The organism is Isoptericola sp. NPDC056578 (assembly GCF_042793275.1).
GTDB lineage: Bacteria > Actinomycetota > Actinomycetes > Actinomycetales > Cellulomonadaceae > Isoptericola.
The window spans coordinates 1-16,676 of record NZ_JBHTVC010000013.1 but is presented as its reverse complement, the minus strand read 5'-3'; the positions used below and the strand labels follow the sequence as shown (position 1 = coordinate 16,676).

Here is a 16,676-nt window from a genome sequence, read left to right as displayed (position 1 = left end):
GGTTGTTATTGTTGTCTCTTGACTCACATCGGGTGTGTGCGGGGGGCCCCCCGCCCCTGCGGGGGGCCGCGCGGGGGGGGGGCCCCCCCCCGGGGGGGGCCCCCCCGCGGTGGTGGGAGGTCAGGCGGGCGACGGCCCGAGCGAGCGGACCAGGCGGCCCATCTCGCTGTACGCCTTGTTGCGATGGGCGACCAGCGCCTTGACCTGCTCGGGCGTGTAGTCCTTGAGGAGGCCCTTGCCGTTCTTCACGCCCCGGCGGTCGCCGGCGACGGCGTCCTGGATGAGCGCGGGCGTGCTGAGCCGCTCGCCGAACGCCTCCTCGAACGTCCGGAAGCCGCCGGCGTACACGTCGAGGCCCGCCTGGTCGGCGATGGCGAACGGGCCGAAGAAGCCCAGGCGGAAGCCGAACGTCGTGCGGACGACGGTGTCGATGTCCTCGGGCGACGCGATGCCCTCCTCGGCGATCGACATCGCCTCCTTGAGCAGCACGTACTGCAGCCGGTTGAGGACGAAGCCGGGCACGTCGGCGACGATCGCGGCCTCCCGGCCGGCCTTCGCGAGCAGCTCCTTGACCACGGGCACGACGGCCTCGTCGGTCCGCTCCCCCAGCACGAGCTCGACGCCCGGGATGAAGGGGGCCGGGTTCGAGAAGTGCACGGTGAGGAACCGCTCCGGGTTCTTCACGGCGGTCGCGAGCACCCGGGCGGGGATCGTCGACGTGTTCGACCCGATGATCGCGTCCTCGCGGGCCGCCGCGGAGATCCGGCCGAGCACGTCGTGCTTGACCTCGACGGACTCGAACACGACCTCCTCGACGAAGTCGACGTCGGCGACGGCGTCCTCGATCGACGGGGCGGTGCTCAGGTTCGCGCGGATCGTCTCCGTCGCCCCGGCGTCGTACAGCCCGGCGTCCTCGAACTCCTGCGCCTCCGCGAGCAGGCGCGCGAACGCCGCCTGCGTCGCCTCGGCGGAGACGTCGGCGATCGTGACGGGCAGGCCCGCGAGCGCGAGCGACTGCGCGATGCCGCCTCCCATGTAGCCGGCACCGATCACGGCGACGCTGCTGATGCTGGTGACCATCGTTGCTTCCTCTCTCGTGGTCCAGTCTGTGGCGGTCACGGCCGAGCGGCCGAATCCGCAGGTCGCGCGGCCGCGGCCTCGTCGAGCACGTCGCGCAGGGCGGCGACGTCGTGGGCGAAACGCCCCAGGAACACGCCGTCGACGGCGCCCGCGAGCGCGGTGAGCGTGCCCGGTCCGGCCGCCCCGCCGTAGACCACGCGGCCCTCGACGCCGAGCGCGTCGAGCCGCTCGCGCAGCGCGTGCACGACCGTCACGACGTGCTCGGCGGGTGCCGGCCGCGGGGCGCCGATCGCCCAGACGGGCTCGTACCCGACGACGACGTCCCGCGTCGCCGAGCCGCGCAGCGCGCTCTCGAGCTGGTCGGCGGCGACGGCCGCCGCGTCCTGCGGGGCGACCTGGTGCTCCTCGCCCACGCAGAGCAGCGGGGTGAGTCCCGCCTCGGCGAGGCGGGCGACCTTGGCCCGCACGACGTCGTCGTCCTCGTGGAACGCGGCGCGCCGCTCGGCGTGCCCGACGACGGCGAACCGGCAGCCGAGCTCGGCGAGCAGGGCGGCGGTGACCTCGCCGGTCTGGGCGCCCTGCGCCCCGGGCGCGACGTCCTGGGCGCCCCAGGCCACCCGCGTGCCCGCCAGCAGGCGGGCGGCCGCGGGCAGCAGCGGGAACGACGGCAGGACGGCGAGCTCGACGGCGCCCGCCGCGGCGGCGTCCGCCACCTCGGCGACCTCGGTCAGCCAGCGCTCCGTGTCGGCGGCCCCGAGATAGGCCTTGAGCGAGACGGCGACGAGCGGGCGGCGCGTCATCCGCAGGACCCGGCGGGCTCCGGGACGGCCCCGGTTCCCGCGCCGGACTCGACCTCGCCGATCGCCGCGACCTTGGGCGCGGACGCCGACGTCGGGTCGAACCGGTAGCCCAGCCACTCGCGCAGCAGCCGGCGGGCGAGCTCGATACCCACGACGCGCTGCCCGAAGCACAGCACCTGGGCGTCGTTGGACAGCACCGCGCGCTCGACCGAGAACGAGTCGTGGGCGGTCACGGCGCGGACGCCCGGCACCTTGTTGGCGGCGATCGCGACGCCGAGCCCCGTGCCGCACACGAGGAGCGCACGGTCGGCCTTCCCCTCGGCGACGAGGCGCGCGGCGGCCGCCCCCACGTAGGGGTACGGGGTGTGCTCGTCGCCGCCGACACCGACGTCGGTCACGGAGACCACACGGTCGTCGGCCTCGAGGTCGGCCTTGAGCAGCTCCTTGTAGTCGAACCCGGCGTCGTCCGAGCCGACGACGACCCGCAGGGCCTGCGGCGTCTCCGGGCTCGTCTCCTGGGCCGTTCCCTGGGCCGTTCCCTGTGCCGTCGTCATCGTGCCGCCACCTCCACGTCGTCGAAGCTGACGCCGAGCGCGTCCCCGACCTCCGCGAGGAGGAGCGCGAGCGACGTCGCCCCCGGGTCGGCGACCCCGAGGCTCTTGTCCCCCAGCACGCGCGAGCGACCGCGGCGTGCCGTGATGTCCTTGGTGCTGGACGCGCCGTCCCGGGCGGCCCGCACGGCCGCCCGCCAGGCGTCGGGCGCCGCCGCACCGTTCCCGTGCGCCGCGGCCAGCGCCGCGACGGCGGGGTCGAGGGCGTCCACGAGCGTCTTGTCGCCCGGCCGGGCCCCGCCCACCGCGCAGACCTCGTCGCGTGCGGCGCGCACGCCGTCGACGACGTGGGCGCCCGTCAGCGTCCCGTCGGCGGGCAGCCGGTCGGCGAGGGCGAGCAGGCCGACGCCCCACAGGGCCCCCGACGTGCCGCCCGCGCGGTCGGCCCACCGGTCCGCGGCACGCCGCAGCACGGACGGGGCGTCCGCCCCGGCGGCCAGCGCCTCGTCGGCCGCCTCGACCGCCGCGTCGACGCCGCGGCACATGCCGCGGCCGTGGTCGCCGTCGCCGGCGACCGCGTCGAGCGCGCCGAGCTCGTCCTCCGCACCGTGCAGGACCTCCTGCGCGCGGTGCAGCGCACGGACCACGAGGCGCGCCGCCGCGGCGCCCTCGTCCGAGGTCGCGACCACGAGCGGCGGCTCCGGCTCGGTGGCGACGTCGGGCGCGGCCGTCACCGGCGCCGCGCGCCAGCCCCCGTGCCGGAAGGCGGGCGTCGTGGCCGGTGCGAGCCACAGCGGCTCGAGCTCGTCGTCGAGCCACGTGACGGTGAGCGAGCACCCCGCCATGTCGAGGCTCGTGACGTACTCGCCGACGAGCGGCGCCACCAGCGTCACGCCGCGCTCCGTGAGCAGGTCGTGCACCCGGTCCCAGAGCACGAAGAGCTCCTCGTACTTGACCGTGCCGAGCCCGTTGAGGACGACGGCGGCGCGGCCGTCCGCGTCGTCGGGCCGGTCCGCGAGCACGCGGTCGACGAGCTCGGCGGCCAGGTCCGCCGCCGGCGGCACCGCCTCCTCGCCGATCCCGGGCTCGCCGTGGATCCCGAGCCCCCAGCCGGCCGTCCCCTCCGGGAGGCTGAACAGCGGCGCGTCGGCGCCGGGCAGGGTGCAGCCGTCGAAGGCCACGCCGAAGGAGCGGGTGCGCCCGTTGGCCAGCCCCGCGAGGCGGTCGACCTCGGCCAGGTCCGCACCCGACTCCGCGGCGGCGCCCGCGACCTTGAAGACCACGAGGTCCCCGGCCACGCCGCGGCGCTCCTCGGCGCGGTCGGCGGGCGCGGAGGCGACGTCGTCGGTGACGAGGCGCACGGCCACGTCGACGCCCTGCGCGCGCAGCCGGCTCGCCGCGGCGCCGAAGTTGAGGACGTCCCCGGCGTAGTTGCCGAACGACAGCCAGATGCCGGCCCCGGCGTCGGCGGCCCGGCACACGTCGAGCACCTGGCGCGTGGACGGGGAGGCGAAGACCTCGCCGCACACGGCGGCGTCGGCCACGCCCTCGCCCACGAGCCCGGCGAAGGCCGGGTAGTGGCCGGAGCCTCCGCCGACGACGACGGCGACCTTGCCGGGGCGCGTGCCCTCGGCGCGCGCGACGCCGCCGGGCACGCGGCGCAGGGTGCCGGGGTGGGCCTTGACGAGGCCGCTCAGCGCCTCGCGGGCGAAGTCCTCGGGTCGGTTGTGGACGTACGTCATGGGGTCAGCACCTTTGCTCGTGCGGTGACGGGTGGGCGGCGCGGTGCGCCGGACTGGTCTGCTCAGCGCCCCGCGGAGCGCAGCACGCCGCGGATGTACTCGCGGTTGAGGGCCGCGACGCCGAGGCTGTCCGACCCGTAGTGCTCGCAGACGAACACGCCGTCGAAGCCGAGCTCGAGCGCCTGCCGGATCATCACGCGGTAGTTGACGACGCCCTGCACCAGCGGGGTCGGGTGGGTCGCGTAGGCGCCCGTCGCCAGGTCCACGTCGCGCGTGTAGTTCTTGATGTGCCAGAAGTTCGTGTGCGGCAGCACCTTCTCGAACATCGTCGGGATGTCCTCGATCTCCCGGTGCAGCCGCACGAGGTTGCCCAGGTCGGGGTTGAGCCCCACGTTGTCGCGGTCGACGTCCTCGAGGAACCGCACGGCCAGGTCCGGCGTGCCGATGTAGGTGTCCTCGTACATCTCGAGGCTGACCCGCACCCCCACCGCGGCCGCGTGGTCGGCGAGCTCGCGGATGCGCCGGACGGCCAGGTCGCGGTTCTCGACGTCGCCGAGGTCGTCGTGGTGGCCCTCGGCCAGCCAGAACCACAGCGCCTTCTCCTGGGCCGGCGTGAGCGCCTGCATGAACCCGAAGTTCACGACCTCGGCGCCGAGCGCCGGCGCGCGGTCGATGATCGTGTGGCCGAAGCGCAGGTAGTCCTCGCCACGGGCGGCGTCGACGACGCTCCGGCGCGTCGTGGACACGGACGGGACGGCGAGGCCGACCTCCTTGAGGACCACGAGCAGCTCGGCGAACCGGGCGTCGGTCATCTCCCCGATCGACAGCCACGCGTCGGTGGGGTCGACGTCCGCGAACCCGAGGTCGGCGACCTGCTGGAGCTGCCCGCGCCAGGACTCGGCGGGGGCGTCGACGTTGGGGGTGCCGTCGGCCGCGGTGGAGCCGAAGGACAGCATGTTGGCGGCGATGGGCCAGGTGTCCGCAGTGCGCAAGGAGATCTCCGTCGATCGTCGAATCGTGTTTCCTATAGGAAACACGGAGGCGCCCGGGGTGTCAACCGACTCGATCTCACCCGCCGCGCGCCGCGCACCCCGGGGCATCTGCTTGACGGCGGCGTCCGCAGCCCCTAACTTGGGCGGAAAGCGCATTCCCGCACGCGTCGCCGCCACCGACGAGACGCACCGACGAAGGAGTCCCGAGTGAGCACCACACCCCCGCGCACGCTGCGCATCGCGATGAACGGCGTCACGGGCCGCATGGGCTACCGCCAGCACCTCGTGCGCTCGATCCTGCCGATCCGCGAGCAGGGCGGCGTCGAGCTGCCCGACGGCTCCCGCGTGCAGGTGGAGCCCGTGCTCGTGGGCCGCAACGAGTCCAAGCTGGCCGAGCTGGCTGCGCAGCACGGGGTCGAGGAGTACACGACCGACCTCGACGGGATCATCGCCGACCCGAGCACGGACATCGTGTTCGACGCCTCGATGACGTCGCTGCGCGCCAAGACGCTCACCAAGGCGATGCAGGCAGGCAAGCACGTCTACACCGAGAAGCCGACCGCCGAGACGCTGGCCGAGGCCGTCGAGCTCGCCCGCCTGCGCGACGAGACCGGCGTCACCGCCGGCGTCGTGCACGACAAGCTGTACCTGCCGGGCCTGGTCAAGCTGCGCCGCCTCGTGGACGAGGGCTTCTTCGGCCGCATCCTGTCGCTGCGGGGCGAGTTCGGCTACTGGGTGTTCGAGGGCGAGCACCAGGCGGCCCAGCGCCCGTCGTGGAACTACCGCAAGGAGGACGGCGGCGGCATGACCACGGACATGTTCTGCCACTGGAACTACGTCCTCGAGGGCATCCTCGGCGCGGTCAAGACCGTCAACGCCCAGACCACCACCCACATCCCGACCCGCTGGGACGAGCAGGGCAAGGAGTACGCCGCCACCGCCGACGACGCCGCGTACGGCATCTTCGAGATCGAGACGCCGGGCGGCGACCCGGTCGTGGCGCAGATCAACTCCTCCTGGGCCGTGCGCGTCTACCGCGACGAGCTCGTCGAGTTCCAGGTGGACGGCACGCACGGCTCCGCCGTCGCCGGCCTGCGCAAGTGCGTCGCGCAGCAGCGAGCGCACACCCCCAAGCCCGTGTGGAACCCGGACCTGCCCGTCACCGAGCCGTTCCGCGACCAGTGGCTCGAGGTACCCGCCAACGCCGACCTCGACAACGGCTTCAAGCTGCAGTGGGAGGAGTTCCTGCGCGACGTCGTCGCCGGGCGCCCGCACCGCTTCGACCTGCTGTCCGCCGCGCGCGGCGTGCAGCTCGCCGAGCTGGGCCTGCGGTCGTCGGCCGAGGGCCGCCGCCTCGACGTCCCGGAGATCTCCCTGTGACCGCCCCCACCCTCAACCCCGCGCTCGCCCCGGAGCTGGCGCCCAGCGGCGTCACCGTGCGCCTGCCCCGGTTCGACGCCGCGGGTCGCGCCACCGGCACGGAGGTGCGCGAGCTCAACGCGCCGGGCCCCTGGCACGCCCCGGCCGCGCCGATCACGTCGCGCGTGGCCTTCGCCGCGGCGCACGTGGTGCCGCAGGTCGGCGCCGAGAACGTGCCGGGCGCGCCCGCCGTCGTCGACTGGGACGCGACGCTCGCCTACCGGCACGAGATCTGGCGCTTCGGGCTCGGCGTCGCCGACGCCATGGACACCGCCCAGCGCGGGATGGGCCTGGACTGGGCCGCGACGCAGGAGCTCGTGCGCCGGTCGTCGGCCGAGGCCGCGTCCGTCGGCGCGCGCATCGCGTGCGGCGCGGGCACCGACCAGCTCGACCCCGCGTCGGTCGAGCCCGGCGAGGCGGGCCTCGCCGCCGTGACCGACGCCTACCGCGAGCAGGTGCACGTGGTGCAGGACGCCGGCGCGCAGGTCATCGTCATGGCGTCGCGCGCGCTGGCGAAGGTGGCCCGCTCCCCCGAGGACTACGCCCGCGTCTACGACGCCGTGCTGGCCGAGGCCGACAGGCCCGTCGTCCTGCACTGGCTGGGCACGATGTTCGACCCGGCCCTCGCGGGCTACTGGGGTTCCGACGACGTCGCCTCCGCGACCGCCACGTTCCTCGACCTCATCCGGGCCCACCAGGACAAGGTCGACGGCGTCAAGGTGTCGCTGCTCGACGCGCAGCACGAGATCGGGCTGCGCCGGTCGCTGGCCGGCCTCGACGGCTCGACCGTGCGCCTGTACACCGGCGACGACTTCAACTACCCGGAGCTGATCACGGGTGACAAGCAGGGCCGCTCCGACGCCCTGCTCGGGATCTTCGCGGCGATCTACCCGGCCGCGTCCACCGCGCTGCAGGCGTTCGACGCCGCGGAGGCCGGCGACCCGGACGGCGCGGCACGCGGGCACGCGATCCTGGCCTCGACCGAGAAGCTGGGCCGGCACATCTTCGCGGCGCCGACCTACTACTACAAGACGGGCGTGGCGTTCCTGTCCTGGCTGAACGGCTTCCAGGCCGGGTTCCAGCTCGTGGGCGGTCTGCAGTCGGGCCGCTCGCTGGCGCACCTGGTGGAGCTGGCCCGCCTCGCCGACGGCTGCGGCATGCTGCTCGACCCGGCGCTGGCCGCCCGCCGCCTGGACGCCCTGCTGGTGACGAACGGGGTCTCCGCATGAGCGCCGCGGGAGCCGACCTGAGCCGCTGCTCGCTCAACACCGCCACGGTCAAGCACGCCACGCTCGCCGAGGCGGTCGACGCCGCGGCCTCGGCCGGTCTCGGCGCCGTCGGCCTGTGGCGCCACCAGGTGCAGGAGCACGGCGCGGACAAGGCGGCACGCATCGTGTCGGACGCCGGCCTGCGCGTCTCGTCGCTGTGCCGCGGCGGGTTCCTCACGGCCGCGGACGAGGCGGGCATCGCCGCCGCCCTCGACGACAACAAGCGCGCCATCGAGGAGACGGCGGGCGTCGGCACCCGCGAGCTGGTGTTCGTCGTCGGCGGCCTGCCCGCCCTCAGCGAGCCCGGCCGCGGCCCGCGGCCCGACGCCGGTCCGGGCGACCGCGACGTCGTCGCCGCCCGCGCCCGCGTGGCGGACCGGATCGCCGAGCTCGCGCCGTTCGCGGCCGAGCACGACGTGCGGATCGTGCTCGAGGCGCTGCACCCGATGTTCGCCGCCGACCGCGCGGTGATCTCCACCCTCGGGCAGGCGCTCGACCTCGCGGCGCCGTTCGCGCCCGAGACCGTGGGCGTCGTCGTCGACACCTACCACGTGTGGTGGGACCCGCAGCTGCGCGAGTCGGTCGCACGGGCCGGGGCGGAGGGCCGGATCGCGGGGTACCAGGTCTGCGACTGGAACCTGCCGCTGGCCGCCGACCCGCTCAACTCCCGCGGCCACGTGGGCGACGGGTACGTCGACTTCCCGACGATCTCGCGCTGGGTCGCCGAGGCGGGCTACACCGGGGACGTCGAGACCGAGATCTTCAACGAGGAGATCTGGGCCGAGGACCCGCGCGACACCGCCCGCACGGTCGGCGAGCGGTACGCGCGGCACGTGCTGCCGCACCTCTAGGCCCGCCCTCCAGCACACCGGGCCTTGACACCCCGGTGCGGGTCTGTCGCCGACGCCGGCCCGCCGCACGACGCCCCGTCGCCTCCCCGGGCGGCGGGGCGTCGTCGTGCGCGGCGCAGGATCCGCACCGGTCAGGAATGGAGAAGCGCCGCCGGGGAGCCGCTCCCTAGCCTGGGACCCGACGGTGCGGCACGGCGCCGCACCACCAGCCGGGAGGAACGACATGGCCACGTCCGAGGGACTGAGCGCCGACGAGCGCGCCGCCGTGAAGCAGCGCGCCAAGGAGCTGCGCGAGCAGGAGAAGGCCGGCAGGAACCGCGCCGCGGGCGAGAAGGCGGTGCGCGAGGCGATCGAGCCGCTCGAGGGCACCGACCGGGACATCGCCGAGGGGCTGTGCCGGGTCGTCGCCGCGGTCGCGCCCGACCTCGTGCCGAAGACGTACTACGGCATGCCCGGCTTCGCGGACGCCGCCGGCAAGATGGTCGTGTTCGTGCAGCCCGCCGCGAAGTTCGGCACGCGCTACGCGACGGTCGGCTTCGACCCCGCGGCGCACCTCGACGACGGCGACTTCTGGCCGACAGCCTTCGCGGTGCTGGCCTGGACCCCGGCCTTCGAAGAGCGGCTCACCGCGCTGGTGCGCACCGCGGCGGCCTGACCGGGGAGGCACGGTCGTCCGAGGTCCGCACCACTATCTTGCAACGCACGAGACTGCTATCTTGTGCCGCATGGTACCGACCTCGGACGCCGTCCTCACTCAGCTCCGCAAGGGAGTCGTGGAGTACTGCGTCCTGGCCTGCCTGCGGTCGGGGCCTGCGTACGGCCTCGAGCTCGCCGAGCGCCTCGGCGCCACGAGCACCCTGCTGACCAGCGAGGGCACCCTGTACCCGCTGCTCTCGCGGCTGCGCCAGCAGGGCTGGGTCACGACGACGCAGGTCGCGTCCCCGATGGGCCCGCCGCGCCGGTACTACGAGCTCACGGCCGAGGGGCAGGCAGCTCTCGAGACGTTCACCGCCACCTGGGCCCGGTTCACGGAAGACGTCCGCACGACCCTGGAGCCCCGATGACCACGACCCCCGCGTTCCCCCCTCTGATCGAGGCGTACCTCGCCGACCTCGAGCGCGCTCTCGCGGCGAGCGAGCCTCGCGAGCGCGCCGAGACGCTCGCCGCGGTGCAGGAGCACGCGGCCGAGTCCCTCGCGCTGCACGGCTCCGACGGCGCCGGCGCGCGCCGCGTGCTCGACGAGCTGGGCCCGGTGGACGCCATCGCCGCCGCGTCGACCCCCGCCTCCCCCGCCGCCGCGGCACCCGGGGCGGCGACCACCACGCCCGCTGCCGACGTCTGGCTGGTCGTGCTCGCCGTCGCCTCGCTGGCGCTCTTCGTGGTCCCGCCCGTGGCCGCCGCCGCGGTGGTCTGGGCGCTGGTCCGACTCCGTTCCGGCGCCGGGAACCGCGGCCTGCAACGGCTCGCGCTCGTCGTGGGCGCCGTCTCCTTCGCCGGAGCCGTGGCGCTCGTCGTGTCGCACGTGCTGGCCGGCTGAGGCCCCCCGCCGGACCGCTCCGTCACGTCCAGGCGTTCCCTCCGGCGGAAACCGGTTGCTAGGCTGGGCACAGCACGGCGGGAACCGGTTTCTCACGGTTTCTCGCCGACTGTCCCAGCGACGTGACGGAAGGCGACCATGACCCACTACAGCAACCCGGTCCTCGACGCGGACTGGCCGGACCCCGACGCGGTGCGCGTCGGGGACGACTACTGGCTGATCGCGTCCAGCTTCAACCGTGCCCCCGGGCTGCCCGTGCTGCACTCGCGCGACCTCGTGTCCTGGCGGCACGTGGCGAACGCGCTGCCCGCCCTGCCGCCCGCCGGTCACTACGCGCTCCCCCGGCACGGCTCCGGGGTGTGGGCGCCCAGCCTGCGTCACCACGACGGCCTGTTCTGGATCGTGTACCCGGACCCGGACCACGGGATCTTCGTCCTCACCGCGGCCGACCCGCGCGGCCCGTGGTCCGCGCCGTGGTGCCTGCTCCCGGGCCAGGGCCTCATCGACCCGTGCCCCCTGTGGGACGACGACGGCCGCGCCTACCTCGTGCACGGCTGGGCCAAGAGCCGCGCCGGGGTGAAGAACCGCCTGACGGTGGTCGAGGTGGACCCCGGGCTGCGCCGCGCCGTCGGGCCCGCGCGCACCGTGGTCGACGGCGACGAGCTGCCGGGCTTCCGCACGCTGGAGGGCCCCAAGCTGTACCACCGCGACGGCTGGTACTGGATCTTCGCGCCGGCCGGCGGCGTCGCGACCGGCTACCAGGTCGCCTTCCGCGCGCGGTCGGTGTGGGGCCCGTACGAGCACCGCGTGGTGCTGGCCCAGGGCGACACCCCGGTCAACGGCCCGCACCAGGGCGCGTGGGTGGACACCCCGGACGGCGACGACTGGTTCCTGCACTTCCAGGACCGCGACGTCTTCGGCCGCGTGGTGCACCTGCAGCCGATGCGGTGGGACGACGACGGCTGGCCGGTGCTGGGCGACGCGGGCTCCCCGGTGCTCACGCACACGACGCCCGTGCCGGGCGCCGAGCCGGGCGAGCCGGTGCGCAGCGACGACTTCGCGTCGCCGGGCCTCGCGCCCCGCTGGCACTGGCAGGCGAACCCCGTCGAGGGCTGGGCCGTGGCCGACGGCGGCGGCACGCTGCGCCTGCCCGCCCAGCCCACGCCCCGGGGCAACCTGCGCGACCAGGGCGCCGTCCTGAGCCAGCAGCTGCCGGGGCAGCCGAGCACGTGGGAGACCCGCGTCGGCCTCGCGGGCGACGCCCCCGGCACCCGGGCCGGCGTCGTCGTCCTGGGCCGCGAGTACGCCTGGGCGGGACTGGTGCGCACGCCGGGCGGGATCGAGGTGACCGTGCGGCGCGGCGGCACCTACGGCGACGAGGAGGTCCTCGCGCAGGAGCCCGTGCCCGCGGGCGCGACGGGCGTCGTGCTGCGCACCGCCGTCGACGCCGAGGGCCGCGTCACCTGGGCCTGGCGGGACGACGCCCTGCCGGGGCACGACGACGCGGAGTGGCACGAGCCCGCGCCGCCGTGGCAGTCGGTCGTCGGCCACTGGATCGGCGCCGAGGTCGGCCTGTTCGCGAGCGCCCCGCTCGGGGCCGACCTGCGGCCGGGCGACGGCGGCACCTTCGGCCCGATGCACGTCACCGTGGCCGGGAAGGACGCCTGATGGCCCGCTCGGGCGGCCCCACCATCGACGAGGTGGCGGCCGCGGCCGGGGTGTCGCGGGCCACGGTCTCGCGGGTGATGAACGGCCGGGCCAGCGTCGCGCGGGACATCGCCGAGCGCGTGCGCGTCGCCGCGAAGGACCTGCGCTACCAGCCCAGCCGGGTGGCGCGCAGCCTGTCGCTGGGCCGCACCAACTCCGTCGCGCTGGTCGTGCCCGACCTGGCGAACCCGATGTTCCAGCAGATCCTGCGCGGCACGATGGCGGCGGCCGCGCCGCACGACTACCGCGTCCTGGTGGCCGACACGGCCGAGAACACCGCCGACGAGGCCGAGGTGGCGCTCGAGGCTCGACAGCGGTGCGACGCGCTGGTGCTCGCCGCCCCGCGCACGTCCGAGGACGCGCTGCTGGAGCTCCTGCCGCGGCTCGAGCCGGTGGTCGTGGTCAACCGGCACGTGCCCGGCCTCACCGTGCCGAGCGTGCGCGTCGACTACGCGGCAGGCGTGCGGAGCATGGTGGACCACCTGGTGGCGCTCGGGCACCGCGAGCTCGCGTACGTCGCCGGCCCCCGATCGAGCGCGTCGAACGGGCTGCGGGCCCGCGCCCTCGACGACGCGCGCGAGCGGCACCCGGGTCTGCGCGTCACGACCGTGCCGTGCGGCCCCACCGTGGACGCCGGGTACCGCGCGGCGGACGCCGTGCTGGCGACCGGCGCGACGGGCGTCGTCGCGTTCAACGACCTGGTCGCGTTCGGCCTCCTCGCGCGCCTCAACGAGGCCGGCGTGGCGGTGCCGGGGGACATCTCGATCGGCGGCTTCGACGACATCGAGCTCGCCCGCTACGCGACGCCGTCGCTGACCACGGCCGCGGTGCCGCAGGCCGATCTCGGCCGCCGTGCCTGGGAGCTGCTGCACGCCCGCGTGCTCGGCACGGAGCGCACGCGACTCGGTGCCGAGGGCATCGCCGTGCACGTGACACCGGGGCTGGTGGTGCGGGGCAGCACGGGGCCCGTGCCGCCCGCGCGCCGGCTCGGCGTGACGTCGGCGGACCTCGCGGGGCGCGCGCACGCCCGTGACGACTCGGTCCGGGCCCGGTGGCGGCCCGTCGACGACGACTGGGTGCTCGGCGTCGGCGACGACCGGCCCCTGGGCCGGTACTCGCGCGGTGACGGGATGCCCGGCGTGCACAGCCCACGGCCCTTCCTGCACCCGGTGCACTCGGCGCAGGGCGTGGCGATGACGACGAAGAGCCCGCTGGACCACCGCCACCACTACGGCGTCTCGATGGCGGTGGCCGACGTGGACGGCACCAGCCACTGGGGCGGGCGCACCTACGTGCGCGACCAGGGGCCGACGCTGCTCGCGAACCATGGCCGCCAGGAGGCCGGGCGCACGGAGGTGACCGACGACGGCGCCACCCTGACCCAGCGGCTGCGCTGGCTGGACGAGCGCGGCGGCGTGCAGCTGACGGAGGAGCGGCGCCTCACCGCCGTCGTGCTGCCGGAGGTCGACGCGTGGGCGCTCGGCTGGCACGGCAGCCTGCGCGCGGGCGACGCCGACGTCGAGATCGGCAGCCCGGCGACCAACGGCCGGCCCGGCGCCGGGTACGGCGGCTGGTTCTGGCGCCTCCCGTCGGGCGACGAGGCATTCGCGCTGAGCCCCGACCGCGGCGGCGACGTGCACGGCTCGCGCAGCCCGTGGGTGGCCGTCGTGCGGCGCACCGGGCCGGCCTGGACCACCCTCGTGCTGGCCCAGGCGTCCGGGGAGCCCGACCCGTGGTTCGCCCGCGTGGGCGACTACGTGGGGCTGGGTCCGGCGCTCGCCTGGGACGCGGTGCGCACGGTGCCTGCGGGGTCGTCGCTCGAGGTCGACGTCGTGGCGGCCGTCGTCGACCGACGCCTCGACATCACCGGGGCCGGCGATGTCGCGGACCTCGCAGTGGGGCGCGTGGGGGCCGTCACTGCCTGAGCCGGTCGTCGTATCCGGCCGACACCTCGGTCGGGGCGAGCGGGGCGAGTGTTTCTCCGCGGCGACGCGTTCACGGGCGCCAGGGCGCCCTCCACTTCGGGAGGGATACGTCGCCGCGGAGAAACCCTCGCCCCGCTCTTCGTCGAGCCCCTGGCCGCGCGGGTCGACGCCGGACCGGCACGACCTCTGATTGGTTCCGGCCGCTGAACTATTGACGCGGGCGCCCTGCTCGGATAGGTTTGTGAGAAACCGGTTTCTGAGGCGTTTCCGGTCGCAGAGCGCGACGGGCACGGGAAGACCGACACCGACGTCGGCCGCACCACGAGCAGCACGAGCAGCACGACCAGCACGATCCGCACCGCAGGCACCCCGGGTACCCCGCCGTCGATGACGGGCCCCCGGCCGCCGCCCCCGCTCGTCCCGACCCGAGGGCCACCCGGCCCGAGTCTCACGAGAGGCGCGACGATGCCCTTCAGCGCGGACCATCGACCCACCCCGCACCGCACCCCCACCCCCCGCTCCCACCGCCCGGGGCCGCGAGCCCGCCGGGCCGTGGCGGCACTCGCCGCCCCGGTCCTCGGCCTGACGCTGCTCGCCCCGGTGGCGCACGCGTCGTCCGGCACGGACGCCGAGGCCGCCGGCCGAGCGCTGCTGCACCGCATCGGCGCCCCACCCGTGACGTCCGCGGACGGCCCCGTCTGGTCCCCCACCGCGACGGGCTTCGCGTCCGTCCCGACGGACGAGCTCCCGGATGGCACCACCGGCGGCGCGGGCGGGCGGACCGTCACCGCGCGCGACGCCGCGGGCCTCGCGGCGTACGCGGCGGCCGACGAACCGCTGACGATCCTCGTCCAGGGCACCCTCGAGGTGGAGCCGTTCGGCTCGATGATCGACGTCGCGAGCGACAAGACGATCGTCGGCGCGGCGTCGGGCGGCGAGCTCGTCGGCGGCGGGCTGCGGCTGCTCGAGGTCGAGAACGTCATCATCCGCAACCTGACGTTCCGCGACTCCTACGTCGCGGCCGACTGGGACGGCAAGAGCGCGGACAACGACAACGACGGCATCCGCATCGACACGTCGGACCACGTGTGGGTGGACCACAACGAGTTCGCGCGGCTCGGCGACGGCCAGCTCGACATCCGCAAGGACTCCACCGCGGTGACGGCGTCGTGGAACTCCTTCCACGACCACAACAAGACGCTCGGCGTCGGGTGGACGGACAACGTCGTGACCACGCTGACCCTGCACCACAACCGGTTCTCGAACGTGCACCAGCGCAACGGCAGCATCGACAACGTGGCGCTCGGCCACCTGTACAACAACTGGCTGTCCGGGGCGAGCTCGTACGGCACCACGTCGCGCGGCGGCTCCACGCTGCTGGTCGAGTCGAGCGTCTACGAGAACGCCCGCAACCCGCTCATCCTCAGCGGCGACGCGGCCCGCCTGCACCAGCGCAGCAACCTGTTCCGCGGGAACTGGGGCGAGGAGCCGGCCGAGACCGGGCCCACGTTCGAGGCGTCCGACCACTACGCCTACACGGCCGACGACGCCGAGGACGTCGTGCCGCTGCTGAGCCGGTACGCCGGCACCCGGTCCACGCGCGACGACCGGCTCGGCCGGCGGGTCACGGTGGCGCAGGACGGCACCGGCGACTACCTGTCGGTCCAGGCGGCCGTCGGCGCGGCGTCGCGGTCGCCCCGACCGGTCGAGATCGTCGTCGAGCCGGGCACGTACCGCGAGGTGCTCACCGTCTGGCCGGGCGCCGAGGGGCTCACGATCCGCGGCGCGACGGGCGACCCCGCCGACGTCGTCGTGACGTACGACAAGCCCGCGAGCGACTGGGCCACCGCGACCGTCCTCGCCGACGGCGTGACCCTGCGCGACCTCACGCTCGAGAACGCCTACGACGCCGAGGTGAACGGGCCGAGGGAGACCCTCGCCCTGCGGGACGCCGGCGACGGCACCGTGCTCGACGACGTCCCGCTGGTCGGCGGCGGCCGATCCACCGACGACCCACGCCAGTCCTAACACCCTTCGAGGAGCATCCATGAGACTCACGACGACCCGCACCGCTGCGCTGCTCGGCGCCCCGGTGCTGGCGCTGACCCTGCTCGCCCCGGCCGCGCAGGCGGCGCCCGGTCCCGGTCACGACGGCGGCCCGGCCGCCGCCGGGGCCGCCGTCCTGGACCGCATCGGCGCGCCCACCACGACGACGGCCGACGGCCCCGTCTGGTCGCCCGTCGCGACGGGCTTCGCCTCCACGCCCACCGACGACCTCCCCCACGGCACGACCGGAGGCGCGGGCGGCGACGCCGTCACCGTGCGCGACGCGGCCGCGCTCGCCGAGGCGGCGGCGTCCGACGAACCCCTGACGATCTACGTCAAGGGCACGATCGAGCCGGCCGAGTTCGGCTCGATGATCGACGTGGCGAGCGACAAGACCATCGTCGGGTTCGCGTCGGGCGCGGAGCTGGTCGGCGTCGGGCTGCGGCTCGACCACGTGGAGAACGTCATCGTGCGCAACCTGCGCTTCCGCGACTCCTACGTGCCGGGCGACTGGGACGGCAAGAGCGCGGACAACGACAACGACGGCATCCGCGTCGACACCTCCAGCCACGTGTGGATCGACCACAACGAGCTCACGCGCCTGGGCGACGGCCTGATCGACGTCCGCAAGGACTCCACGGCGGTCACGCTGTCGTGGAACTACCTGCACGACCACAACAAGACGGTGGGCGTGGGCTGGACCGACAACGTGGTCACCGAGATCACGATGCACCACAACCGGTTCTCGAACGTGCACC

At 75.0% G+C, this 16,676-nt stretch carries 14 protein-coding genes and 1 pseudogene; 10 read left to right on the top strand and 5 right to left on the bottom strand.

Annotated features, from left to right (window positions below; genetic code table 11):
- Nucleotides 1–120 precede the first annotated feature (120 nt).
- The 5 genes from ACFQ80_RS07380 to ACFQ80_RS07360 all read right to left on the bottom strand — a co-directional run bounded on the left by ACFQ80_RS07380 (nucleotide 121) and on the right by ACFQ80_RS07360 (nucleotide 5,165).
- Nucleotides 121–1,080, bottom strand: coding sequence for a 3-hydroxyacyl-CoA dehydrogenase family protein (locus tag ACFQ80_RS07380; RefSeq protein ID WP_430563181.1), 960 nt, complete (start codon nucleotides 1,078–1,080; stop codon nucleotides 121–123).
- A 35-nt stretch (nucleotides 1,081–1,115) separates the two neighbouring features.
- The gene (locus tag ACFQ80_RS07375) at nucleotides 1,116–1,880 is read right to left on the bottom strand and encodes a triose-phosphate isomerase family protein (RefSeq protein WP_430563180.1); all 765 of its coding nucleotides are present in this window, start codon (nucleotides 1,878–1,880) and stop codon (nucleotides 1,116–1,118) included.
- The gene (locus ACFQ80_RS07370) at nucleotides 1,877–2,434 is read right to left on the bottom strand and encodes a ribose-5-phosphate isomerase (RefSeq protein ID WP_430550700.1); all 558 of its coding nucleotides are present in this window, start codon (nucleotides 2,432–2,434) and stop codon (nucleotides 1,877–1,879) included. The genes ACFQ80_RS07375 and ACFQ80_RS07370 overlap by 4 nt, the downstream gene beginning before the upstream one ends.
- Nucleotides 2,431–4,173, bottom strand: coding sequence for a dihydroxyacetone kinase family protein (locus tag ACFQ80_RS07365; protein ID WP_430563179.1), 1,743 nt, complete (start codon nucleotides 4,171–4,173; stop codon nucleotides 2,431–2,433). The genes ACFQ80_RS07370 and ACFQ80_RS07365 overlap by 4 nt, the downstream gene beginning before the upstream one ends.
- Nucleotides 4,174–4,235: 62 nt before the next feature.
- Nucleotides 4,236–5,165 (bottom strand): sugar phosphate isomerase/epimerase family protein, encoded by a 930-nt coding sequence (locus ACFQ80_RS07360; protein ID WP_430550702.1) that lies wholly within the window; start codon nucleotides 5,163–5,165, stop codon nucleotides 4,236–4,238.
- A 243-nt stretch (nucleotides 5,166–5,408) separates the two neighbouring features.
- Between ACFQ80_RS07360 and ACFQ80_RS07355 the strand changes: the two genes are divergently transcribed.
- The 10 genes and pseudogenes from ACFQ80_RS07355 to ACFQ80_RS07310 all read left to right on the top strand — a co-directional run.
- On the top strand, nucleotides 5,409–6,545 hold the full coding sequence (locus ACFQ80_RS07355; protein ID WP_430563240.1) for a Gfo/Idh/MocA family protein: 1,137 nt from the start codon (nucleotides 5,409–5,411) through the stop codon (nucleotides 6,543–6,545).
- A gap of 56 nt (nucleotides 6,546–6,601) precedes the next feature.
- Complete coding sequence (locus ACFQ80_RS07350) at nucleotides 6,602–7,813, top strand: dihydrodipicolinate synthase family protein (RefSeq protein WP_430563239.1); 1,212 nt, start codon at nucleotides 6,602–6,604, stop codon at nucleotides 7,811–7,813.
- Entirely contained in the window at nucleotides 7,810–8,703 is an 894-nt protein-coding gene (locus ACFQ80_RS07345) for a sugar phosphate isomerase/epimerase family protein (RefSeq protein WP_430563178.1), read from the top strand. The genes ACFQ80_RS07350 and ACFQ80_RS07345 overlap by 4 nt, the downstream gene beginning before the upstream one ends.
- A 223-nt stretch (nucleotides 8,704–8,926) precedes the next feature.
- Nucleotides 8,927–9,358, top strand: coding sequence for a hypothetical protein (locus ACFQ80_RS07340; RefSeq protein WP_430550704.1), 432 nt, complete (start codon nucleotides 8,927–8,929; stop codon nucleotides 9,356–9,358).
- Nucleotides 9,359–9,428: 70 nt separating this feature from the next.
- Entirely contained in the window at nucleotides 9,429–9,767 is a 339-nt protein-coding gene (locus ACFQ80_RS07335) for a PadR family transcriptional regulator (RefSeq protein WP_430563177.1), read from the top strand.
- A complete protein-coding gene (locus tag ACFQ80_RS07330; RefSeq protein WP_430563176.1) occupies nucleotides 9,764–10,240 on the top strand; it encodes an HAAS signaling domain-containing protein in 477 nt (158 codons plus the stop codon). The genes ACFQ80_RS07335 and ACFQ80_RS07330 overlap by 4 nt, the downstream gene beginning before the upstream one ends.
- A 138-nt stretch (nucleotides 10,241–10,378) precedes the next feature.
- The gene (locus tag ACFQ80_RS07325) at nucleotides 10,379–11,908 is read left to right on the top strand and encodes a family 43 glycosylhydrolase (protein WP_430563175.1); all 1,530 of its coding nucleotides are present in this window, start codon (nucleotides 10,379–10,381) and stop codon (nucleotides 11,906–11,908) included.
- Complete coding sequence (locus tag ACFQ80_RS07320; RefSeq protein ID WP_430563174.1) at nucleotides 11,908–13,872, top strand: DUF6807 family protein; 1,965 nt, start codon at nucleotides 11,908–11,910, stop codon at nucleotides 13,870–13,872. The genes ACFQ80_RS07325 and ACFQ80_RS07320 overlap by 1 nt, the downstream gene beginning before the upstream one ends.
- 465 nt (nucleotides 13,873–14,337) lie before the next feature.
- The gene (locus tag ACFQ80_RS07315) at nucleotides 14,338–15,900 is read left to right on the top strand and encodes a pectinesterase family protein (RefSeq protein ID WP_430563173.1); all 1,563 of its coding nucleotides are present in this window, start codon (nucleotides 14,338–14,340) and stop codon (nucleotides 15,898–15,900) included.
- Between the two features lie 19 nt (nucleotides 15,901–15,919).
- Nucleotides 15,920–16,676: pseudogene (locus ACFQ80_RS07310) on the top strand (pectin esterase); the annotation flags it as partial.